The sequence below is a fragment of the Ramlibacter sp. genome, from assembly GCF_035548915.1.
Classification (GTDB): domain Bacteria; phylum Pseudomonadota; class Gammaproteobacteria; order Burkholderiales; family Burkholderiaceae_C; genus Ramlibacter.
Genome location: NZ_DASZSE010000039.1, coordinates 441,737 through 463,626, shown reverse-complemented (window position 1 = coordinate 463,626; position 21,890 = coordinate 441,737). Strand labels below are relative to the sequence as shown.

The following is a 21,890-nucleotide window of genomic DNA, read 5'->3' as shown; positions in this document are numbered from 1 at the left end:
AGTGTAGGCTCGCGCGGGACGCCGCGCGGTGAGCCCGGTCATTTGCGCACGACGATCAGGCCCTTCAGGTACTCGCCCTCCGGAAATGCGAGCGTCATCGGGTGGTCGGGCGCGGCGCCGAGCCGCTCGGCGATGTAGCCGTCCACGCCGGCATCGGCGCCTGCGGATGCCACGATCTTGTGGAACAGGTCCGCGCCGATCCCGCCCGAGCACGAGTACGTGAAGAGCACGCCGCCTTCCGCGAGCAGTTTCAGCGCAAGGCGGTTCAGGTCCTTGTAGGCGCGCGCCGCGCGTTCGGCCGCCGCCGCGCTCGGCGCGAGCTTGGGCGGATCGAGCACGATCGCATCGAAGCTCGCGCCCTCGGCGACGAAGCGCCGGAGCGAATCGTTGACGTCGGCGTCGACGAACTCCGCGCGGGCGGCGTCGAACCCCGCCAGCGCCACGTTGGCGCGCGCGCGTTCGAGCGCGGGCGCCGAGGAATCGACCGAGGTCACGCTCGCCGCCCCGCCCGCGAGCGCCGCCACCGAGAAGCCGCCCGTGTAGCAAAAACAGTTGAGGACGCGCCGCGCGCCCGTGCGGCCCACCCATTGCGCGAACTTGCGCCGGCTGTCGCGCTGGTCGAGGTAGAAGCCGGTCTTGTGTCCGTGGGCGATGTCGACGCCGAAGCGCCAGCCGTGTTCGGAGATCCCGAGCTCGGTCGGCCCGTCGCCTCGCAGCCAGCCGGCCGTCTCGCCGAGGCCCTCGAGCTTGCGCGCGTTCGCGTCCGACCGTTCGTACAGCTTCGCGAGCCCCGTCTCCTGCAGGAGTGCATCGGCGAGCACTTTCTTCCAGCGCTCGGCGCCCGCGGCGAGGAATTGCGCGACGAGCGTGTCGCCATAGCGGTCCACGACGAGACCGGGCAGGCCGTCGGACTCCCCATGCACGAGGCGCAGGGCGTCGCTCGGGATGTCGAGGCGCGTGCGCGCGGCGATCGCGCGCGCGCAGCGGCCGCGGAAGAACGCGGGCTCGATACGCTCGGCCTCGTCGAAACTCCAGGCGCGCGCCCGGATGCCCGAGGCCGGGCTGAACGCGGCCCAGGCGAGGAAACGCCCGTCGCTCGACTCGATGCGCACCGTCTCGCCGGGGTCGGCGCCGCCCTTGGCCACCGCCGAATCGAAGATCCACGGGTGGCGCCTCAGGAGCGAACGCTCGCGCCCCGGGTGCAGCCGGATGACTTTCATGCCCCCATTGTCGTCGGGGCGAGACACCAGGCCGCCGTCCGCATACGACAATCGCGTGACGGATGCTCGAAGACAAGACGATGGCAATGCAGGGAACGCGCCGGTGGGTGCTCGCGCTCGTGCTGCTCTGCGCGAGCCTTTCGCTCACGGCCGCATGGGGACGATCCGTGCTGGAGCTCGATGCGGCTCGCCAGCCCGTGCGCCTTCTCGACTGGGGCGATGCGTGGATCGACGAAACGGGCGAAGCCGCCGTGGAGCGCGTCGCCACCGATCCGGCCATTCCCTGGCGGCCGACGGGGCAGGAGACGAGCTACGACCTCGGCGAGCGCCGGGCGCTCTGGATTCGCTTCACGGTGCCGCCCGCGCCCGATGGGGAGCGCTGGTACCTCGATGTGCCCGATCCGTCGGTGGACCAGGTCACGCTCTTCGCGCCCGACAGCATCGGCAAGTGGCAGTCGCAGTCGGCGGGCGACGCGCTTGCAGTCGCCGACTGGCCCGTGCCGCATCGGCACCCGCTGATGCCGGTCGTCGTCTCCGCGGAGGAGCCGCGCAAATATTTGCTGCGCGTACGCAACGCCCACAGCTTCAGCGCGCCGCTCGCTTTCGTGAGCGAGAGCTGGCTGAACCGCCACGAGCAGCGCACGTCGCTCGTCCTTGGCATCTACTTCGGCCTCGCCGGACTGGCCGCGATGCTCGCCGCGCTGAGCGCCGCGTCGCTGCGCGACCGGGCCTATGCCTTCTACGCGGTGACCGTGGCGCTGATGGGGTTGACGCAGGCGTCGATGACGGGAATCGCGGGGCTGCATCTGTGGCCGCGATGGCCGCTCTGGAACGACGCTTCCTCGATCGTGCTGCCCATCCTCGCCGTGGGATCGCTTCCGTGGTTCTTCTCGGCCGTCGTCTCGCTGCCCGAGCGCTCGCCGCTCATGCACCGGATGCTGTCGGCGCTCGGCATGCTCAGCATCGTCGCGGCGGCGGGCGCGATGCTCGTCGAACCCTCGCATCGATTCTGGCTCATGGTGCCCTGCATCGCGCTCACGGCGAGCGCATCGACGGCGGCGCTCGTCTGGGCCGTGCGCCGCGGCGACCGCTGGGGGCTCTGGCTGCTGCTCGCGTCGCTGCCGGTCGTCCTCGCCTCGGCGTTGGCGATCGCGCACGCGGCGGACCTCGTCCCGGCGGGCTTCTGGACGCTGCACGGCATGCAGGTCGGCATGGCGATCGAGCTGCCTCTCGTGCTCCTGATCCTCATGCTGCGCAGCCAGCACCGGCGCGAGCTCGCGCGGCGCATGCAGGGGCTCGACCGCATCGACCCCGCCACCGGGCTCATCAACGAACACGTCTTTCGCGACCGCCTGCTGCGCCTCATCGCGATCTCGCAACGGCTCAAGCTGCGCAGCGCCGTGCTGCTCGTGCAGATCGCCAACGTGGAGACGATCCGCGAACAGTTCGGCCCGCGTTCGGCCGCCGAGCTGCCGCTGCAGGTCGCGGGCCGGCTCATCTCGGCGGCGCGCGAGATCGACAGTGTCGCGAGGCTCGCCGAACACCGCTTCGGCGTGCTGCTGGAAGGACCGCTCACCGCCGAGGAACTGGCCGCGGCCGGGCCGCGCATCGTGGCGCGCTGCCTGATGCCCTACAAGGGCAAGCCGATGGAGTGGGTGGCGCAGGTGCGCGTGGCGCAGGCGCTCGTGCCGATGGACGGGACCGACCCGGACGTGCTGCTCGGCGAGCTGCAGGTGCTCCTTGCGAGCGTGCCGGGCGACAGCAAGCGCGCGGTGTTCACGCTGCAACGGGCGGTGGCGACTTCGTAGTCACCGCTCGCCGCTTTGCTTTCGGGGCCGATGCGCGCGTGGATGCGCCGCGTCGTACGCCTTCGCGAGATGCTGGAAGTCGAGCCGTGTGTAGACCTGCGTGGTCGTGATGTTCGCGTGCCCGAGCAGTTCCTGCACCGCGCGCAGGTCGCCGCTCGACTGCAGCAGGTGGCTCGCGAACGAATGGCGCAGCATGTGCGGATGCACGGGGGTCGCGAGTCCCGCCTCGAGGCCGCGGCGCTTCAGGCGCGCCCACACGCTCTGCGCCGTGAGCCGCGTGCCGTTGCGCCCCGTGAAGAGCGCGGGCTCGGACGCCGCCCAGGGCGCCTGCGCGCGCGCGCCCAGCCACAGCCTGAGCGCTTCGGCCGCCTTGCTGCCCACCGGGACGCTGCGCCGCTTGCCGCCCTTGCCGAGCACGTGCGCATCGCCCGCGTCGAGATCGATCCAGCCTCGCGCGTGCGCGCTCGCGCGCACGTCGAGCCCCACGAGTTCGCCGACACGCAAGCCGCAGCCGTAGAGCAGTTCCACGATCGCCGCATCGCGCGCGTCGAGCCATGCGCCGCCGCGATCGTCATGGTGCTGGGCAAGCTGCATTGCATCTTCGACACCCAGCGCCTTGGGCAGCGGCTTGGCCTGCTTGGGCGCGCGCACGTCCTGCACCGGATTGCTCGCGACGAGCCCCTCGCGGCCGAGCCAGCGGTAAAAGCCGCGCCAGCCGGACAGGATCAGCGCGATGCCGCGCCCGCTGCGGCCCGCGCCGTGCATCTGCGCGACCCAGCGGCGGATGTGGGCGTTCTGCACGCGCGTGAGATCGACGCCGGCTTTCGCGGCGTTGGCAGCGAGCCGGGCGAGATCGAGCGCGTAGAGCTCGACGGTGCGCGCGGCAAGGCGCTTTTCGACGCGCACGTGTTCGAGGTATCGCTCGAGGAGTGCGGCGTCTTGCATTGCCCCTGGTGCGGCTTGACGGGGGCGGCCTACCGTGGCCTGAGGCGGATCAGGGCGGCGCTCGCGAGCTCCGCGATGCGTTCCAGGAAGTCCGTGCCGAGACCTGCCGCGAACCGCTGCGGATCGGGCGAAGCGAGCACGAGCATGCCGAACGCATCGCCCGAGCCGTTCGCGGTGCCCGAGCGCAACGGGATCAGCGCCACGGACATCGCGGTGTCCGGGTCCTCCAGCCACGAGACGGCTTCGAAACCCGAATTGACGCCCGTGTAAGGCTGCGTGAGGGACGTGGCGAAACTCTTCGCGTCCTCGCTCACGCCCAGCGCGAAGGGCTCGTTGCCGTAGCGGTTGTCGACGTCCCAGACCTTCAGCGCGACCTGCGGCACCATGAAGGTCCGCTGCAGCTCCGCGACCAGCGTGGCCGGCAACGCGCGGCCCGACTGCACGAGAAAGAGCGCCCGCGCCCAGCGGTAGAGCCGCTCCGCGATCATCTGGTTCTCGTTGCCGTGCCGCACCATGTCCATGATGCGGTGCTCGAGCGCCTTGATCTTCTCGCGCAGCATCTCCGCCTGCCGCTCCTGCAGACTCACCGCGCGATTGCCGTGCGGACTCGCGAGCTGCACGGATGCGAGCAGCTCCGCGTGGCGCTCGAAGAAGTCGGGCGTGTTCGCGAGGTAGTTGGCGATGTCTTCTTCGGTGATGGGGTTCATGTCGCTCATTCGGGAATCTCGATCTCGCCTTCGAACACGGTGGCCGCCGGGCCGGTCATGTACACGGGCGCGTGGCCGCCCGCCCATTCGATCGTGAGCGTGCCGCCGCGGGTTTCGACGTCGACCCGGGCATCGAGCCGCCCGAGCCGGATCCCCGCCACGACCGCCGCGCACGCGCCGGTGCCGCACGCGAGCGTCTCGCCCGCGCCGCGCTCCCACACGCGCAAGCGGATGTGGGTGCGATCGACAATCTGCATGAAGCCCGCGTTCACGCGATTGGGAAAGCGCGGGTGGTGCTCGATACGCGGCCCCTGCGACTGGACGGGCGCCGCATCGACATCGGCCACCTCCTGTACCGCATGCGGATTGCCCATGGAAAGCACCGCGAGCGGCACGACGGGCGACTGGGCATGCGTATCGAGTGCCAGGTGCCAGCGATGCCAGCCGCCTTCCGGGTGCTCGCGGAGTCCGGCGGCATCGAAGGGAATCGATGCCGGCTCGAACACCGGCGCGCCCATGTCGACGGTGACGCGGCCGTCGGCGTCGAGGCGCGGCTCGATCACGCCGCCGCGCGTGCTCACGCGGATCGTGTCCTTGTCCGTCAGGCGGTGTTCGCGCACGTAGCGCACGAAGCAGCGCGCGCCGTTGCCGCACTGTTCCACCTCGCCACCATCGGCGTTGTGGATCACGTATTCGAAGTCGACGCCGGCTTCGGGCGCCGTCCTCACCGAAAGGATCTGGTCCGCGCCCACGCCGAAATGGCGGTCCGCGAGCCAGCGGTACTGCTCGCGGCGAAGCCCGAGGCGGCCGCGCGTTTCGTCCAGCACGACGAAGTCGTTGCCCGCCCCTTGCATCTTGGTGAACCGCACACGCATCTCAGCCTCCGCCGAGCCGCCTCAGGGAGGCCGACGCCCCCTCGGGGGGCAGCGCAGTACACGAAGTGACAAGCGTGGGGGCCGACATCCCTGGATTATCGGGGCATGGGGTCGGGACGCGCCAGCGGCGGTATGCTGTTTCGCATGGTACGAGCCACTCAACTGCTGCATCCCCGGCGCGAGCCCGTCGCGCCGCGCCCTGCCGCCACAGTTCTTCTCATGCGCGACGGGCCCGAGGGGGTCGAGCTGCTGATGACCCGAAGGTCGCCCACCGCGAGCTTTTCTCCTGGCGCCTACGTCTTTCCCGGCGGCGCCATCGACGCGGCCGATGCGAAGGCGCATGCGCTCGCCGCGCGCAGGCCCTCGCAAGGCGACCTTCTGCTCACGCAGGCGATCGCCGCGATCCGCGAATCGTTCGAGGAAGTCGGCGTGCTGCTCGCGCGGCATGCCGACGGCTCGCCCGTGACGGCGCGGGAAGTCGCCGCGCTCGATCGCGAGGCGCCATTCTTCGAGCAGTGCTCCGCGGCGGGCCTCACGCTCGCGGCGGACGATGTGTTCGTGCTCGCCCACTGGATCACCGACCGCGACTTGCCACGCCGCTTCGACGTGCCTTTCCTCGTCGCGCGCATGCCGGCGGGGCAGTCGCCGCGGGCCGACGAGGCCGAACAGTTCGAGCCGGAGTGGGTGCGTCCGGCCGACGCGCTCGCAAGGCACGAGGCGGGCCGCTTCTTCATGGTCTTTCCGACGATCCGCACGCTGCAGCGCCTCACGCGATTCGCGCGTGTCGACGAAGTGCTCGCGACGTGCGCCGGCGACAAGCCCTTGTGGACGAGCTGTCCACGCGGCGGGCTGCTGCGCGGCGCCGAGGCGCGCTACATGGAACATGAAATGCAGTTCGGCGAACTCGCGCTCGTCTGCCCCGACGGCCAGATGCTGCATCACCTCGACTGGCGCACCGACGAGCCCGTGGCGCTGCTGAAGAACGTCACGCGGCTCACGGCGCCCAATCCCGGCGTGATGACCGGCCCCGGCACCAACAGCTACATCGTGGGCGATCCGTCGAGCGGCTACCTCGTGATCGACCCCGGGCCGAACGAGCCGGAACACATCGATCGCCTGTGGCGCGCGACGGGCGGGAACATCCGCACGATCGTCTGCACGCATTCGCATCCGGATCATTCGCCGGGCGCCCGGCCGCTGCAGGCGCTGTGCAAGGAGAAGCCTCCCATCCTCGGACTCGGCTCGCGTCCGACGGCGCGGACGGACAGCGAATTCCATCCAGACCGGGAGCTTGCGAACGGCGAGCGCGTCGTGCTCGAAGGCGGCGGCGCGACGCACACGCTGCATGTTGTCCACACACCCGGGCACGCCGCCAACCACCTGTGCCTCGTGCTGATCGAGGACGGCCTGCTCTTCTCCGGCGACCATGTGCTCAATGGCAGCACGACGGTCGTGAGCCCGCCGGACGGCGACATGACGGCCTACATCGATTCGCTCGACACCCTGATGGCCGCGTGCGACACCTTCGGCATCGAATTCATCCTGCCCGCGCACGGCCACGTGATCGGTTTCGCGAAGGAGGCGATCGCGCATCTGAAGGCGCATCGGCTGCAGCGCGAGGCCAAGGTGCTCGCCGCGATGCGCGCGAAGCCGAACGGGACGCTGGAAGAATGGGTCGAGCTCGCCTACGACGATGTGCCGCAGCGGATGTGGCCGGTGGCGCAGCGTTCGCTGCTCGCGCACGTGCAGCGGATCGAATCGCTGCAGCTCGCGTGACCATGAAGCATCGTACGCCGGAGTGACGTGCATTACTCCCTCTCCCCCTCGGGGAGAGGGTTGGGGTGAGGGGTTCCTGAAGCAGGAGCATCACTTCTTTCCAGGCTCCGCCTGGAAAGAAGTGAAGCGCGCCGGTACGCCGGATCCTGTGCGCGTGGTCGCCCACGCGTGACCGCCATTCCTCTGGGCCGGGAGTCGCCCCCCGGCTCGGTGCTACCTACCCGCCGGCGTCTTGCGGGCCACAGTGAGGCAGCAGGCTGCCCTGCTGCCGTGCCGGCCTATTTGGTATTGCTGCGCGTAGAGATTGCCCGTTTCACCCCTCGCGGTCGCCCGCGAGGACTCGTCTCTGTTGCTCTGATCCTCACCTCACGGTGGACAGGTGTTACCTGCTACGCTGCCCTGTGCAGTCCGGACGTTCCTCCAGTGCGGCCTTTCGGCGAATGCACCAGCGGCGGTCTGGCGTGCTTCACGGGAAGATTTTCGCACAGCGCAAGGCGGACTGCCCTTCGGCTAGCCCACCGCGATCGGCCAGCGCGCCGCCGTCACTGCGCGCCCGCGTTCTGCAACGCCGCGATGCGCTCCTCGATCGGCGGGTGCGTGGAGAAGAGCCTCCCCACGCCCGAGGTGATGCCCATGCTCTGCAGATTCTTCGGCAACTCGCCCGGCACCATGCCGCCGAGGCGTGCCAGCGCATTGATCATGGGCTGCGGGCGACCGAGCAGATTCGCCGAGCCGCGGTCCGCGCGGAATTCGCGCTGCCGCGAGAACCACGCCACGATCATCGCCGCGACGAACCCGAGCAGGATGTCCAGCACGATGGTCGTGATCCAGTAGCCGATCCCGGGGCCGCTCCTGCGCTCGTCGCCGCGCGACAACCAGCTGTCCACCAGCCAGCCGATCACGCGCGAGAGGAACACGACGAACGTGTTCATCACGCCCTGGATCAGCGCCATCGTCACCATGTCGCCGTTGGCGATGTGCGAGACCTCGTGGCCGATCACGGCCTCCACTTCCTCGCGCGTCATGCCCTGCAGCAGGCCGGTCGACACGGCCACGAGCGCGCTGTTCTTGAACGCGCCGGTGGCGAACGCATTCGGCTCGCCTTCGTAGATGCCGACTTCGGGCATGCCGATGCCGGCCTGCTCGGCGAAGCGGCGCACCGTGTTCACGATCCAGGCCTCGTCGGCGCCTTCGGTACCGGTCACGATGGTCATGCCGGTGGTCCACTTGGCCATCGGCTTGGAAATGAGCAGTGAAATGATCGCGCCGCCAAAGCCGATCACGGCCGCGTAGACGAGCAGCGCGTTGAAGTTCATGCCGTTGGCGGTGAGATAGCGGTCGACGCCGAGCAGCCGGGCAACGATGCCCAGCACCAGCACCACGGCCAGGTTGGTCAGCACGAAGAGGACGATGCGTTTCATGGATTCTCCGTTGGGCTTGAAAACTCGCCCGGCGCCACAGATGAGGCCGCCAGGCCCTGTTTCAAGACGGGAGGCGGCCGGAACACGAGCGGGTCATCATAGAAGGATTCGTCGGCGTTGCCGGGCCACCAGCCCGGCACGCCGAGCACCGGCAGCGGCGTGAACGGCTTGGCGGCGAGTGCCTCCGGCTTCATTCGATCCGCGAGCCACGCGTCGAGTTCCGCCCGCTGCCCGGGCGCATCGGCGCACCACACGTGCGCGGTCAGATTCTTGCGCGGCGCGGCGAGCTGCTCGAGCAGCGCGTGGCCGAACACCGTGACCGTCGCCTTGCGCCAGAGCGGCCGCAGTTCGACGAAGACGCGGTGCCACTCGCGCGCGCGAAGCGCTTCCCACAGCGGCGCGGGCGCGTGCAGCAAGGCGCCGTTCTCGTCGAAGATCGTGATCGCATCGCGCACCGGGCCGCGGCGCGCGCCGACGCCGCTGCGCACGATCTCCTCGGCCTGCAGGCGATTGAGCGCCTGCTTGCTGCGCGCGAAGCGCAGCCAGACGAGGCCGTTGAAGAAGTCGTGCAGGTTGCCGCGCGTCGGGCAGGTGCCGTGGCGGAAGATGTGCAGTTCGTAAGGCGCGCCCGGCGGCAGCTCACTGGCCGCCACGAACCGGACCGGCGCCGTGCCCTGCGCGTTCAGCGCATCGTGCACCGCCGCTTCCCGCGCGACGGCATGCGCCACCGCCTGCCCGCTGTCGCGCCAGGGAAGAAACCAGGGCGCGGTCCAGTCGATGGCGCGGATCACGGGCGAATCACGAACGGATCGCGAAAGGACCACGAACGGACGGGCGGGCGGATCAGCCGCGGGCGCCTTTGGACAGGCGCTTGTCGCGCACGGCGACGGCGCCCCGCCCTTCGTTCGCGAGCTCGAACAGCTGCGTGGCGGTCAGGAGCTTCGTGAGCGTGGCGTAGCCGTAGTTGCGCGGATCGAAGGACGCCTGGTTGGCGATCTGGTTGCCCACGGCATCCACGCGCGCCCAACCCTCGTCGTCGGCCGCGGCCTGCACCGCGTTGCGCAGCAGCGTGACGAGCTTCGCGTCCTGCTTCAGCTGCGCGGTGCTCATGCGAAGCGGCTGCGCCACGGCAACCGCCTCGGCTTCCGCTTCGTTCGGCGACGCGCGCAGCTCGTCGAGGAAGAGAAAGCGCGAACACGCGTTCACGAACGGCTCGGGCGTCTTGCGCGCGCCGAACCCGTAGACCGCGGCGCCCTTGGCCCTCAGATGCATGACGAGCGGCGTGAAGTCGGCATCGGACGAAACGATGCCGAACGCGTCGGGCCGGTCGGTGTAGAGCAGGTCGAGCGCGTCGATCACCATCGCCATGTCGCTCGCATTCTTTCCCTTGGAATAGTCGAACTGCTGCATGGGGCGGATGGCGTGCTCGTGCAGCATTTCCTCCCAGCCTTTCAGCTCCGACTTCTTCCAGTTGCCGTACGCGCGCCGCACGTTGGTTTCCCCGAAGGTCGAAAGCTCGTTCAGAATCAGGTCGATCTTGCCCGCCGGCGAATTGTCGGCGTCGATCAGGAGGGCCACGCGGGCTTTTCCGTTCATGGCTTTTGCCTCAGGCGGCAACGCGCCAGTTGAGCACGTCCCCGCCGCGCAGCGGCTTCAGCTGCGCATCCCCGTACGGCAAGGTTTCGGGCACCGTCCATTCTTCCCGTGTCAGCGTGAGCGTGCCGGCGTTGCGCGGCAGTCCGTAGAAATCGGCGCCGTGAAAACTCGCGAAGGCTTCGAGCCGGTCCAGCGCGCCGGCGCGCTCGAATGCCTCGGCGTACATCTCCATCGCCGTGATGGCCGTGTAGCAGCCTGCGCAGCCGAACGCGTGCTCCTTCAGGTGCGCCGCGTGCGGCGCGCTGTCGGTGCCGAGGAAAAAGCGCGCGTGGCCGCCAGTGGCCGCTTCGACGAGCGCCTGGCGATGCTCCTCGCGCTTGAGCACCGGCAGGCAGTAGTAGTGCGGCCGGATGCCGCCCGTGAAGATCGCGTTGCGGTTGTAGAGCAGGTGATGCGCGGTGATGGTCGCGCCGAGGAAGCGGTCCGCATCGCGCACGTACTGCGCGCCTTCACTGGTCGTGAGGTGCTCCATCACGATCTTCAGCTCGGGAAAATCGCGGCGCAGCGGCCTCAGGTGGCGATCGATGAACACGGCCTCGCGATCGAACACGTCCACCTCCGGGTCCGTCACTTCGCCGTGCACGAGCAGCAGCAGGCCTTCGCGTTGCATCGCTTCGAGCGTCCGGTAGGTCTTGCGGATATCCGTGACACCGGCGTCGCTGTTGGTGGTGGCGCCTGCCGGATAGAGCTTGCAGGCCACGATGCCCGCCGCCTTCGCCCGCGCGATCTCCTCAGAAGGCAGGTTGTCGGTGAGGTAGAGCGTCATGAGCGGCTCGAAGCTCGAACCGTTCGCAACGCACGCCAGGATGCGCTCTTTGTAGGCCAGTGCAAGCGCCGTCGTCGTGATCGGCGGTCGCAGATTGGGCATCACGATCGCGCGGCCGAATTGCGCCGCCGAGTGCGGCACCACCGCGCGCATCGCGTCCCCGTCGCGCACGTGCAGGTGCCAGTCGTCCGGACGGGTGATGGTGAGGGACTTCATGGCCCCATTGTCGTTGACGCAAGGCCGCGCGGTCCAACGCAGAGGGCCGCAGAGAAAAACCAAATCTTCTCTGCGGCCCTCTGCAATCTGCTCTGCGCCTCTGCGGTGAACAAGCCCCTAGTGCGCCAGGATCTTGTTCAGGAAATCCTTGGTCCGCGGCTGCCGCGCCTCGGGACTGCCGAAGAAATCGTCCTTCGTGCAGTCCTCCAGGATGCGCCCGCCCACGTCGATGAAGATCACGCGATTGGCCACCTTGCGGGCGAACCCCATCTCGTGCGTGACCACCATCATCGTCATGCCTTCCTTCGCGAGCTTCACCATCACGTCGAGCACCTCGCCCACCATCTCGGGGTCGAGCGCGGAGGTCGGCTCGTCGAAGAGCATCACGATCGGGTCCATCGAAAGCGCCCGCGCGATCGCCACGCGCTGCTGCTGCCCGCCGGAAAGCTGGCCCGGGAACTTGTCCTTGTGCGCCATGAGGCCCACGCGGTCGAGCATCTTCAGCCCGCGCGTCTTCGCCTCGTCGGGATTGCGCCCGAGCACCTTGATCTGCGCGATCGTGAGGTTTTCGGTGACCGAGAGATGGGGAAAGAGCTCGAAGTGCTGAAAGACCATGCCCACGCGGCTGCGCAGCTTGGGCAGGTCGGTCTTCGCGTCGTGCACGCCGATGCCGTCGACGTAGATTTCGCCCTTCTGAAACGGCTCGAGCCCGTTCACGGTCTTGATGAGCGTCGACTTGCCCGAGCCCGAGGGCCCGCACACCACGACGACGTCGCCCTTGTCGATGTTCACCGAGCAGTCGTTGAGCACCTGCACCGGTCCGTACCACTTGGAGACGTTCTTGATTTCGATCATGGACATGATGGCGCGCTTTCCTTCAGCGGATGATCTGGATTTTCAACTGCACGCGCCGCACGATCCAGGAGAGCGTCACGCACATGAGGAAATACAGCACGGCGGCCAGCAGGTACGCCTCCACGGGGCGCCCCATGTTGTGGCCGGCCGTCTCGAACCCCTTCAGCATGTCGTACGCGCCGATCGCGTAGACGAGCGAGGTGTCCTGAAACAGGATGATGGTCTGTGTGAGGAACACCGGCAGCATATTGCGAAATGCCTGCGGCAGGATGACGAGCTTCATGTTCTGGCCATAGCTCATCCCGAGCGCATAGCCCGCGTAGACCTGGCCGCGCGGAATCGACTGGATGCCCGCGCGCACGATCTCGGAGAAGTACGCCGCCTCGAACGCGATGAAGGTGATGATCGCCGACATCTCCGCGCCGATCGGCCGTCCGATCGCAAAGGGGATCAGCAGGAAGAACCACAGCAGCACCATCACGAGCGGGACCGAGCGCATGGTGTTCACGTACGCGGCGGCCGGCAGCTCGAGGCTCGGCTTGCCGGAAAGCCGCATGAGCGCGAGCACGGTCCCGAATGCGATGCCACCGATGGTGGCGACGATGGTGAGCCAGATCGAAAACCAGAAGCCTTTGATGACGAACGGCGCGAGGACGTCCCAGCTGAAGAACGAGAGGTCGAGATTTCCGAGCATCTCAGTGGCCCCCCATGCCGCCCGCGGCCACGAAGCCGGGCACCTGCGTCCTGCGCTCGATCACGCGCATCACCCGGTTGATCACGAACGCCGAGATCGCGTAGAGCACCGTCACCGCCATGTACATCTGCACCGGCGCCGAAGTCTCCTCGCCCGACTGGCGAGCGAAGAAGGTGAGTTCGGTGATCGACACCGCGAACGCCACCGACGAATTCTTGATGATGTTCATCGACTCGCTCGTGAGCGGCGGGATCACGATGCGCAGCGCCATCGGCAGCAGCACGTAGCGATAGGTCTGCGCGGTGGTGAGGCCAAGCGCAAGCCCGGCATAGCGCTGCCCGCGCGGCAGCGCCTGGATGCCCGCGCGTACCTGCTCCGCGATCCGCGCGGAAGTGAAGAGTCCAAGGGCCAGTATCACGAGCAGGAGCGGCGGCGTGTCCTTCATCGCGGGGAAGATGCCGGGCACAACGAAATACCACAGGAAGATCTGCACCAGCAGCGGCACATTGCGAAAGAGCTCGACCCAGCTGTTGGCGAAGCGCACGAGCCACGGGCTGTTCGGCAAGGTGCGAAGCGTGCCGACGACGAGCCCCGCCACCAGCGCCACGATCAGCGACAGGATTGCGACGGCGAGCGTCCAGCCCCAGGCGGTGATCAGCCAGTTGAGATAGGTCTGGTCCTGTCCCTTGGCGAATCCCGCAAGGCAACCCGAAATCACTTCACCGGTGGTCGTCTCCTTGCAGAACACCTGCCAGTCCCAAGCCATGCGGTACTCCTCTTCGATATGGGGCGAAACGGGGGGCGAAACGGGAAGACCCCTGCCGGAACCCGTCCGGTCAGGGGTCGAGCCGAAATCGGCCGGTTACTTCTTGGCGTAGTCTTCCATCGGCTTGTCGTTCGGATTGGCCCATGCGGCCTTCGTGCTGTCCGACGCGGGCAGGCCGATGCGAACGTTCTTCGGCGGGATCGGCTGCATGAACCACTTGTCGTAGAGCTTGGACATCTCGCCCGACTTCACGAGCTGGACGATCGTGTCGTCGCCGAGCTTCTTGAACGCGGGGTCGCCCTTGCGGACCATGATGGCGATGGGCTCCACCGACAGCACTTCGCAGCAGATCTTCAGCTCCGCCGGGTTCTTCGACTTGGCGATCTCGCCCGCGAGGATCTGGCCGTCCATCACGAAGGCGTCCGCGCGGCCGGTCTCCAGCAGCAGCAGGCTGTCGGAGTGGTCCTTGCCGAACACTTCCTTGAAGTCGATGCCGGAGGCGCGCTCGTGCTTGCGCAGGTGCTGCACGGAGGTCGTGCCGGTCGTGGTGGCGACGGTCTTGCCATTCAGCTGGTTGATCGACGTGATGCCCGAGTTGGCCTTCACCGCGGTGCGCACTTCCTCGACGTACGTCGTATCGAGGAAGGCGACGTCCTTCTGGCGCGTCGCGTTGTTCGTGGTCGAGCCGCACTCGATGTCCACGGTGCCGTTGGCCACGAGCGGAATCCGGTTTTGCGAGGTGACGGGCTGATACACGACGTTCACCTTGCGCCCGACCTGCTTCTCGAGGTTGGCGATGATGCGCTGGCAGACTTCGGTGTGGAAGCCGCCGTACTTGCCGTCTCCGATGGCATACGACAGGCCACCCGACGAATCGCGCACACCCATGGTGATGGTGCCGGAGGACTTGACCTTGGCGATCGTGTCGTTAGCCTGCGCGAAAGCGCCGCTCGCGGCCACGGCGGCCACGGCAAAGGCCAGCAAATGCTTCTTCATGCCTGTTTCTCCTGGAGTGAATATCGTGTGATGGGACAACGGGATTCTATGGAACCGGGCTTGAGGGATTACCCGGATTACCCTTAGGAATCCAGACTGAAAGCAGCCTCCATGCCATCACGCTTTCAGGCGCAAAGGCTGCGTCAGTTTTTCCGGCACGAGGAGCGCTTCGATTTCCTCTTGCGTGAGGATGCCGAGCGACTTCGCCACGTCGTCCACCGGACGGCCGGTGGCAATCGCGGTCTTGGCGATGAGCGCCGCCTTCTCGTAGCCAATGATCGGGTTCAGGGCGGTCACGAGCGTGATCGATTCGCGCACCCGCCTTGCAAGCAGTTCGGTGTTCGCTTCGATGCCGCGCACGCAATGCGCCTCGAGCGTGAGACATGCGCTCGACAGGTGCGTGATGCTCTTGAAAAGGCTCCATCCCATGATGGGTTCGAAGGCGTTGAGCTGCAGCTGCCCCGCCTCGGATGCGAGCGTCACGGTCACGTCGTTGCCGATCACCTCGAAGGCGACCTGGTTCACGACCTCGGGGATCACCGGATTCACCTTGCCGGGCATGATCGAGGACCCCGCCTGCCGCGCCGGCAGCCGGATGTCGCCGAAGCCCGCCTGCGGGCCGCTCGAGAGCAGGCGCAGATCGTTGCATGTCTTCGACAGTTTGGTCGCGACGCGCTTCAGCACCCCGGAGAGCTGCACGAAAGCGCCCGTGTCCTGCGTGGCTTCGATCAGGTTGTGCGCCTTCACGACGGGAATGCCGCTCGATTCCGCGAGCAGCCGGCAGACGAGTTCCGCATAGCCGTGGCGCGAGTTGATGCCCGTGCCGATCGCGGTCGCGCCGAGGTTCACTTCCTGGATCAGCGAGCGCGCCTCGCGCAGGCGAGCCTCGTCCTCGTCCAGCATCACGGCGTAGGCCGAAAACTCCTGGCCGAGCGTCATCGGCACCGCGTCTTGCAGCTGCGTGCGGCCGATCTTCAGCACGGTCGCGAATTCCGCGGCCTTGTCCTCGAACGCTTCGCGCAGCTTCGCCATGGCCGCGAGCAGCCCCTCGATGCCGAGCCAAAGCGACATCCGCACCGCGGTCGGATAAACGTCGTTCGTGCTCTGCGAGGCGTTCACGTGGTCGTTGGGGTGCAAGACGTCGTAGCGGCCCTTCTGGTAACCCATGATTTCGAGCGCCACGTTCGCGATCACCTCGTTCGCGTTCATGTTGGTCGAAGTGCCCGCGCCACCCTGGATCACGTCGACCACGAAGTGCTCGTGGAAGCGCCCGGCGATCAGCTCGTCGCAGGCGGCGGCGATGGCGCCGGCGCGGAGCTGGTCGAGTGCGCCCAACTGCTGATTGGCGCGCGCCGCCGCCTTCTTCACGAAGCCGAGCGCTCGGATCAGCTCCGGCATCTGCGCGACGGTCGTGCCGGAGATCGGAAAATTCTCCATGGCGCGCGCCGTGTGCACGCCCCAGTAGGCATCGAAAGGAATGCGCTTGTCGCCGAGGAAATCGTGCTCGACGCGATATTCAGCGGATGGCATGCGGGGGTGGTTTCGAATTCGCGCGAACTGTAGTGGGCCCCGCCCGCGCGAGCAAATGCTGTTTGCGCGCCGGGTCATGCAAGAAATTCATACGGCGCTCATACGGAAGGATGGTGAGAAGCGAGGTATTCCCAGAGCGACTGCACGGTCCGCTTCGGCTGGTCCTTGCCTACGGGTTTTTCCCGATAAGCGCGCACCTCCATCGACATCTCGAGTCCCGCGAGGCCCGGCGCCGCGTTCACCAGGCGGCGCGAGCGCAGTTCCTTCTTCACCGCGCTGTATGGGAGGAAGGCCACGCCGTGGCCTTCGAGCGCCATCACCTTCAGGCCCTCGGCCATGTCGGTCTCGTACACGCGGTCGAAGTGGATGGCGGTGCCGGCCTGCTTCAGGATGAGCTCGGTCACGCCTCCGAGGTAGGCGTCCGGCGCGTAGGCGAGATAGGGCAGCGGGTGACCCGCGCGCCCCGGCAGCCTGAACATCGGCTCGCCCTCGGCGTCGGCCTTGCAGTAGGGCGCGAGCGATTCCTGGCCAAGCGGCACCATCTCGTAGCGGTCGGTATCGAGCTGGAACGGCTGCGAGGGGTGGTGGTAGGCGATCAGCAGGTCGCAGCTGCCTTCGACGAGGCGCATCACCGCGTCGTGCACGTTCAGCGCGATGAGCCGGCTCTTGAGCGGCCCGAACTTGTCGCGCAGGCTCGAGATCCACGCCGGGAAGAACGTGAAGGCGAGCGTGTGCGGCACGGCGACTTCCACGACGTCCTGCGCGGCCGCCGAGTGTCCGCGCAGCATCGCGCGCGTGGTCTGCAGCGACTGCAGCATCTCGAGCGCCTGCGAATGGAGGGTTTCCCCGGCGGGCGTGAGGCGCGTCGGGTAGGAGCTTCGATCGACGAGGTCCGTGCCCGCCCACGCCTCGAGCGCCTGGATGCGCCGTGAGAAGGCGGGCTGCGTCACATGGCGAAGCTGCGCCGAGCGGCTGAAGCTGCGCGTTTCGGCGAGGCTCACGAAATCCTCGAGCCACTTGGTTTCCATGACGCGATTATTGCGCCGCGTTGCGGGTCGTTCACGCACGCACGCGTCATCGCCGCACTCGCCGGTCGTCTGCGCACCGTCATTCCCCCGCCCGTCCCGCGAGCGCGCCGACGTCTCGACGCCGCCTCACTTCAGCGGGCAGTTGCACCCCTTGTCGAAGACGATCCTCCACTGCCCCGGCGCTTCCTGCCGCCAGATCGAGGTGAAGCGCCCGATCAGGTTGCCCTCGGGATCGTGCACCGGCCCCGAGCTGAGCGCGAGTTGGCCCGAAGGCAGCACCTCCACCTGCTCGGGCTCCCACGAAAACGGCGCGGCCCGCTGCGTGAAGAACCGCGCCCACGCCTCGGACACCTCGCGCTTGCCGTGCTGCACCGTGCGGCCGAAGAACACCGCCTCGTCCGAAAGAAACGAGGTGAACGCCGCGTGGTCGCGCTCGGCCATCGTCCGCGCGAACGCGGCTTCGGTGGCACGCACCTGTTCGCGCAGGCGCTCCGTGTCCGGCGCACCCGTGGAGGCGCAACCGGCGACGAGCAGCACGAGCACCGCCAGCACCGCATGCACATACCTCATGACGGCACCTCTCATGGCGCAGGCACGTGGCGGAAGGTGCGCAGCACGATCGCCTTGTCCTCGGGGTCCTCGATGCCCTCGACGCTGGAGGCGGCGAGCCCGTACGAGCGCTTGTGCTCGGCCTCGAGCCCCGCCACCTTCGCCGCATGCGCGTGGATCGCGTGCGTGAAAGCGATTTCCCAATCGGGCGTCTCGGGGCGCGAGAGGAAGAATTCGCTCATCTCCCGCGCATAGGCGATCGCGCCGGGGCCGTCGCCCGCGAGCGCGTGCGCCTGTGCGAGCAGCATCGCCGCGCGCATGCGATGCAGCTCCGTGCCGACGTGGCCCCAGTGCCAGGCCGCGGTGTGGGCCGCATCGACCATTTCCCGCGTCTGTGCCTCGTTGCGACCCGGCAATTCGGCGAGTTCCCAGGCCCGGTTGTTCGCCTGCGATCCGAAGAAGCGGTGCCACGCTTCGGGATCGGCCACGGTTGGCGAGTTCGACATGTTCCGCTCTCCTTCATCGCGCCACGATCGCCCAGCGCTCGTGATCGCGCCAGCGTCCGCCGATCTTCGGGGACTTCGGCGAAATAGCCTTCCAGAGAAAACCCGCAGGACTTCGCAAGCGCGATCCAGGGGCGATGCAGCCTCAGCGCCCTTGCCGCGCCCGGTGCGCTTCGATCTTCGGCATGATCGCGCGGCGCCGCTCGAGGCTTTCGGCGGACCACACTTCCTTGCTGTCGTAGTACTCCGGCACCGCGCGCGCACCCTCGGGCAACACGACCCACGGCTGCTTCGACGACGTGAAGATATGGATGTCGGGCGCAAGTGCGTCCGGGTCGTCGAGCGTGCCCACCCGAACGAACTTCAGCACGGGCCCCGCGCCGGCGTAGTGACTCCAGAGCGCGACGCGGCATTGCGGGCAGCGCGCGATGAGCTGCCCCTGCCCGCTCAAGGAAGGCGTATCGACGAGATCGGGCTCGCCCGCAAGCGTCTCGACGCGATCCGATTCGATCATCGCATTCAGCGCGAAAGCCGTGCCCGTTTCGCGCTGGCACCAGCGGCAGTGGCACGCATGCACGACGAGCGGCGCGGTGTGCATGCGGTAGCGGACATGGCGGCAGCCGCAGCCGCCTTCGAGTGGAAAGTTCATGGCTTCGCGCCTTGCAGGAGCGCGTCGCAGCTCACGCGCACCATGGGAAACGGGATCACCCGCAGGCTGCCGCCACGCATGCCCTCGATGCGCGCGGCAAGCCGGTCGGCGCCTTCGCGGGCATAGACCACGCGCTGGGGGAATTCGTGCTGCGGGTGTTCGCCCGAGCCCGGTTCGCCGCCCTCGGCCGTCCAGCAGCCGGCCAGCCAGGCGAGCCTGCCGATGTCGGGCGCTTCGGCATGCGCGGCGAATGCGGCGGTGGCGAGCGCCAATGCAATCGGCAGCGCGAGATGGCGCGCGAGCCTTGCGTGAAGCGTCCTCTTCATGACGCGCTCCTTCCGTTCCAGTCGCTCAGCAGCAGGCCGTACAGTTCCGAATCCGACACTTCCCCGTCGACGATCCAGCGTTCGCGCAAGTGCCCTTCCTTGCGAAAGCCGAGCCGCTGCAGGCTGCGCGCGGAACGGCCATTGCGCGGATCGATGTCCGCTTCGACGCGATTGAGCGAAAGCTCCGCGAAGCCATAGTCCAGCAGCTGCACGAGCGCTTCGTGCACGTAGCCCTTGCCCCATGCGGAACGCGCGAGTCCGTAGCCGACCTGGCAGCGGCGGCAGGCCTCGACGAAATCGAAGAGCGTGCACATGCCGAGAAGGGCGTCGTCCTCGCGCCGCACGATCCCCAGGCGCAGGTGCTCGCCGCGCGCCATCGCATCGATGTCGGTGCGCACGAACCGCTCGGCGAAATCCATGGACTGCCAGGGCACCGTGCTCCAGTAGCGCATCACTTCGCGGTCCGAGAAGATGGAAAAGAGCGCCGGCTCGTCGCCCGCCACGAGCGGTCGCAGCTCGATGCGCGGCGCGAGGAGCCTCAGGCCGGAGAACGATTTCATCGCCGCTTCGGCGCGGGCGCCGCGACCTCGAGCGCAAGCCGCACGATCGGCCGGTCCGGGCGATGGCGCGCCACTTCGCCGAACCCGGCCTCGTCGAACATGCGCTTGGAGCCGAACCAGTCGGCCCGCGCGGCGCCCGGCTCGTCCTTGTCCACCGGATACGCCTCCAGGAGCTTCACGCCGCGCTTGCGCGCGTACCCGACGGCCGCGGCGAGCAATTCGCGCGCGACGCCCTGCCCGCGGAACTCCGATGGCACGACGAAGCAGATGATGGACCACACCGGCTCGCCGTCCACGGCCTTCATCACGCGCGACTTCTCGAGCTTGCGGTAGTCCTCGCGCGGCCCGAGCGAGACCCATCCCACCGGCTTGTGGCCTCGATAGCCGATGAGACCCGGCGGCGGATCATGGCTCGCGAGTTCATGCAGCGCTTTCCTGTTGCGCGCGACGCGGTCGTCGCCCGGGCGCATGTAGCCCGTTTCCTTGCCGCTCTTGCGGTAGTACATGCACCAGCAGCTGCGCGCCACCGAGCAGCCCTTCGCGTTGAAGACGGCCTCGAGGTCGTCCCAGCGTTCGGCGGTGAGCGGGCGCACTACGATCGGCATGTCGGATCAGGCTCCGTCCCAGTTGAGGCGCAGAGACTCGATGATATCGGCGAAATAGCGCTGCGACGCCGCGAGGTCGTCGCACTGGTAGTCGTGAAACGCGGCGCGAACGACCAGCGGCACGTGCGCGATCACCTTGGAGGCGATGCGATAGGCCTGTCCCCGCGCGAAGGCGTCCGAAATCGCCACGGTGGTCGCGCCGAGCGTGATCGACTCGTCCTGCAGCAAGTCCCACGAGTAGCCCTGCATGCGCCGAAGCGAAGCCTGTTCGGCGCGGCGAAACGATTTCGCGGCCTGCTTGCCGTCGTGTTCGGCGCCCATCGGGATGTTCCACGTCGCGATGTAGACGCCCTTGGTGCCGTCCGCCGATTCGAAGTACACCTCCTCGGACGCGGTCTCGGTGCGGTCCGCCCAGTCGGCCGGCAGGCGAAGCTGCCAGCTCGCGGTGCGCACGACGGTGTATTCGTTCATTTCACTTCAACCCCGCGGCAGCAGTTCCCACCAGTTTCCCGCAAACCTGCCCTGCAGGAAAGCGATGAAGGCCTGCACCTTGCCGGGCACCAGCTTGGGCGAGGGAAACACGGCGTTGATCTCCTGCTCGGGCAGACCGTGCCCTTTGAGCACCTCCACGAGACTTGCGGCTTTCAGCGACTCGAATGCCACATACCACGGCAGCGCGGCGATGCCGAGACTCGACCGCGCGGCCGCGAGCACCGCCGACAGATTGTTCGAGCGCAGCCGCCCGGTGACGGGCACGCTCACCGGCTCGCCTTTCGGTGCGATCACGCGCCACACGTCGTTGCCCTGCACGCTGCTGTAGATGAGCGTATCGTGCGCGCTCAGGTCCTCGGGCTTCTTCGGCACGCCGTGCTTCTTCAGGTATTTCGGCGACGCGACGAGCACCCAGGGGTTCGCACCGAGGAACCGCGCGCCGAGCGACGAGTCGGCCAGCTTGCCGAGGCGAAGCGCGACGTCGATGCCCTGCGCCACGAGGTCCGTGTAGCGGTCCTCGAAACTCAGGTCCACCTTCAGCTGCGGATGCTGCGCCATGAATTCGAGCGCGAGCGGCACCACCACGCGCCGGCCGAACGCCACGGAGCTTCCGATGCGAAGCAGGCCCTGCGCCTGGCCCTGGCGAAGCTTCACGATGCTGTCGGCCTCCTCGGCTTCGCGCAGGATCGTCTTGCACTTGTCGTAGTAGAGCGTGCCTGCCTCGGTGAGGCTCACGCCGCGCGTGTTGCGATTGAGGAGGCGCGCCTTCAGGCGCGCCTCGATCGCGGCGACCTGCTTCGTGACGGTGGGCTGCGTCGTCGCGAACTCGCGCGCGGCCTTGGAAAAGCTTCCGGTCTCCACCACCCGCACGAACATTTCCATCGCCAGCAGCCGGTCCATCGTGAGTACTCCACTCCATCGCTCATTCCATCTTGGAATAAATCTTA

24 protein-coding genes and 1 other RNA gene are annotated in these 21,890 nt (G+C 67.8%); 2 read left to right on the top strand and 23 right to left on the bottom strand.

Going from position 1 to position 21,890, the window contains the following annotated elements; genetic code table 11:
• Nucleotides 1-38 precede the first annotated feature (38 nt).
• Nucleotides 39-1,220, bottom strand: coding sequence for a class I SAM-dependent rRNA methyltransferase (locus tag VHA82_RS16385; protein ID WP_325545614.1), 1,182 nt, complete (start codon nucleotides 1,218-1,220; stop codon nucleotides 39-41).
• 62 nt (nucleotides 1,221-1,282) lie between these two features.
• Here VHA82_RS16385 and VHA82_RS16380 point away from each other — a divergent pair, with 62 nt between their 5' ends.
• A complete protein-coding gene (locus VHA82_RS16380) occupies nucleotides 1,283-3,028 on the top strand; it encodes a 7TM diverse intracellular signaling domain-containing protein (RefSeq protein WP_325545612.1) in 1,746 nt (581 codons plus the stop codon).
• Here VHA82_RS16380 and VHA82_RS16375 read toward each other — a convergent pair whose 3' ends face one another.
• Genes VHA82_RS16375 through dapF form a run of 3 tightly spaced genes read right to left on the bottom strand, consistent with a single transcriptional unit; the run spans nucleotide 3,029 to nucleotide 5,555 of the window.
• A complete protein-coding gene (locus VHA82_RS16375) occupies nucleotides 3,029-3,973 on the bottom strand; it encodes a tyrosine recombinase XerC (RefSeq protein WP_325545610.1) in 945 nt (314 codons plus the stop codon).
• Nucleotides 3,974-4,002: 29 nt separating this feature from the next.
• Nucleotides 4,003-4,689: a DUF484 family protein gene (locus VHA82_RS16370; protein ID WP_414708662.1), complete on the bottom strand. Its 687-nt coding sequence runs from the start codon at nucleotides 4,687-4,689 to the stop codon at nucleotides 4,003-4,005.
• Nucleotides 4,686-5,555, bottom strand: coding sequence for a diaminopimelate epimerase (gene dapF, locus VHA82_RS16365; RefSeq protein WP_325545608.1), 870 nt, complete (start codon nucleotides 5,553-5,555; stop codon nucleotides 4,686-4,688). The genes VHA82_RS16370 and dapF overlap by 4 nt, the downstream gene beginning before the upstream one ends.
• A gap of 144 nt (nucleotides 5,556-5,699) precedes the next feature.
• Between dapF and VHA82_RS16360 the strand changes: the two genes are divergently transcribed.
• On the top strand, nucleotides 5,700-7,331 hold the full coding sequence (locus VHA82_RS16360) for an MBL fold metallo-hydrolase (protein WP_325545605.1): 1,632 nt from the start codon (nucleotides 5,700-5,702) through the stop codon (nucleotides 7,329-7,331).
• A 119-nt stretch (nucleotides 7,332-7,450) separates the two neighbouring features.
• Here the strand turns inward: VHA82_RS16360 and rnpB are convergent.
• The 19 genes from rnpB to VHA82_RS16265 form a co-directional block, all read right to left on the bottom strand.
• Nucleotides 7,451-7,799: RNase P RNA component class A (gene rnpB / locus VHA82_RS16355), an RNA gene on the bottom strand.
• Between the two features lie 74 nt (nucleotides 7,800-7,873).
• Complete coding sequence (gene htpX / locus VHA82_RS16350) at nucleotides 7,874-8,752, bottom strand: protease HtpX (protein ID WP_325545604.1); 879 nt, start codon at nucleotides 8,750-8,752, stop codon at nucleotides 7,874-7,876.
• Nucleotides 8,749-9,543 (bottom strand): DUF3025 domain-containing protein, encoded by a 795-nt coding sequence (locus VHA82_RS16345; protein ID WP_325545602.1) that lies wholly within the window; start codon nucleotides 9,541-9,543, stop codon nucleotides 8,749-8,751. The genes htpX and VHA82_RS16345 overlap by 4 nt, the downstream gene beginning before the upstream one ends.
• A gap of 52 nt (nucleotides 9,544-9,595) precedes the next feature.
• Entirely contained in the window at nucleotides 9,596-10,348 is a 753-nt protein-coding gene (locus VHA82_RS16340) for an NYN domain-containing protein (RefSeq protein WP_325545600.1), read from the bottom strand.
• Between the two features lie 10 nt (nucleotides 10,349-10,358).
• Nucleotides 10,359-11,390 (bottom strand): dihydroorotase, encoded by a 1,032-nt coding sequence (pyrC, locus tag VHA82_RS16335; RefSeq protein WP_325545598.1) that lies wholly within the window; start codon nucleotides 11,388-11,390, stop codon nucleotides 10,359-10,361.
• 117 nt (nucleotides 11,391-11,507) lie between these two features.
• Entirely contained in the window at nucleotides 11,508-12,245 is a 738-nt protein-coding gene (locus tag VHA82_RS16330) for an amino acid ABC transporter ATP-binding protein (RefSeq protein ID WP_325545878.1), read from the bottom strand.
• Nucleotides 12,246-12,267: 22 nt separating this feature from the next.
• Nucleotides 12,268-12,939 carry an amino acid ABC transporter permease gene (locus VHA82_RS16325; RefSeq protein ID WP_325545596.1) on the bottom strand — a complete coding sequence of 224 codons (672 nt, stop codon included), beginning with the start codon at nucleotides 12,937-12,939 and terminating at the stop codon, nucleotides 12,268-12,270.
• Between the two features lies 1 nt (nucleotide 12,940).
• Nucleotides 12,941-13,705, bottom strand: coding sequence for an amino acid ABC transporter permease (locus tag VHA82_RS16320; RefSeq protein ID WP_325545594.1), 765 nt, complete (start codon nucleotides 13,703-13,705; stop codon nucleotides 12,941-12,943).
• Between the two features lie 96 nt (nucleotides 13,706-13,801).
• The gene (locus tag VHA82_RS16315; RefSeq protein ID WP_325545592.1) at nucleotides 13,802-14,701 is read right to left on the bottom strand and encodes an amino acid ABC transporter substrate-binding protein; all 900 of its coding nucleotides are present in this window, start codon (nucleotides 14,699-14,701) and stop codon (nucleotides 13,802-13,804) included.
• 117 nt (nucleotides 14,702-14,818) lie between these two features.
• Nucleotides 14,819-16,231: an aspartate ammonia-lyase gene (aspA, locus tag VHA82_RS16310; RefSeq protein ID WP_325545590.1), complete on the bottom strand. Its 1,413-nt coding sequence runs from the start codon at nucleotides 16,229-16,231 to the stop codon at nucleotides 14,819-14,821.
• Between the two features lie 98 nt (nucleotides 16,232-16,329).
• Nucleotides 16,330-17,259 (bottom strand): LysR substrate-binding domain-containing protein, encoded by a 930-nt coding sequence (locus VHA82_RS16305; RefSeq protein WP_325545588.1) that lies wholly within the window; start codon nucleotides 17,257-17,259, stop codon nucleotides 16,330-16,332.
• Nucleotides 17,260-17,385: 126 nt separating this feature from the next.
• Nucleotides 17,386-17,844 (bottom strand): nuclear transport factor 2 family protein, encoded by a 459-nt coding sequence (locus tag VHA82_RS16300; RefSeq protein WP_325545585.1) that lies wholly within the window; start codon nucleotides 17,842-17,844, stop codon nucleotides 17,386-17,388.
• The gene (locus VHA82_RS16295) at nucleotides 17,841-18,314 is read right to left on the bottom strand and encodes a hypothetical protein (protein WP_325545583.1); all 474 of its coding nucleotides are present in this window, start codon (nucleotides 18,312-18,314) and stop codon (nucleotides 17,841-17,843) included. Before VHA82_RS16295 ends, VHA82_RS16300 begins: the two co-directional genes overlap by 4 nt.
• 142 nt (nucleotides 18,315-18,456) lie before the next feature.
• Nucleotides 18,457-18,960 carry a GFA family protein gene (locus VHA82_RS16290; RefSeq protein ID WP_325545581.1) on the bottom strand — a complete coding sequence of 168 codons (504 nt, stop codon included), beginning with the start codon at nucleotides 18,958-18,960 and terminating at the stop codon, nucleotides 18,457-18,459.
• Nucleotides 18,957-19,286 (bottom strand): hypothetical protein, encoded by a 330-nt coding sequence (locus VHA82_RS16285; RefSeq protein WP_325545579.1) that lies wholly within the window; start codon nucleotides 19,284-19,286, stop codon nucleotides 18,957-18,959. Before VHA82_RS16285 ends, VHA82_RS16290 begins: the two co-directional genes overlap by 4 nt.
• Nucleotides 19,283-19,846: a GNAT family N-acetyltransferase gene (locus VHA82_RS16280; RefSeq protein WP_325545577.1), complete on the bottom strand. Its 564-nt coding sequence runs from the start codon at nucleotides 19,844-19,846 to the stop codon at nucleotides 19,283-19,285. The genes VHA82_RS16285 and VHA82_RS16280 overlap by 4 nt, the downstream gene beginning before the upstream one ends.
• Nucleotides 19,843-20,451 (bottom strand): GNAT family N-acetyltransferase, encoded by a 609-nt coding sequence (locus VHA82_RS16275; RefSeq protein WP_325545574.1) that lies wholly within the window; start codon nucleotides 20,449-20,451, stop codon nucleotides 19,843-19,845. Before VHA82_RS16275 ends, VHA82_RS16280 begins: the two co-directional genes overlap by 4 nt.
• A gap of 6 nt (nucleotides 20,452-20,457) precedes the next feature.
• Complete coding sequence (locus VHA82_RS16270) at nucleotides 20,458-20,922, bottom strand: hypothetical protein (RefSeq protein WP_325545572.1); 465 nt, start codon at nucleotides 20,920-20,922, stop codon at nucleotides 20,458-20,460.
• A gap of 6 nt (nucleotides 20,923-20,928) precedes the next feature.
• A complete protein-coding gene (locus VHA82_RS16265; protein WP_325545570.1) occupies nucleotides 20,929-21,843 on the bottom strand; it encodes a LysR family transcriptional regulator in 915 nt (304 codons plus the stop codon).
• Nucleotides 21,844-21,890: the final 47 nt, after the last annotated feature.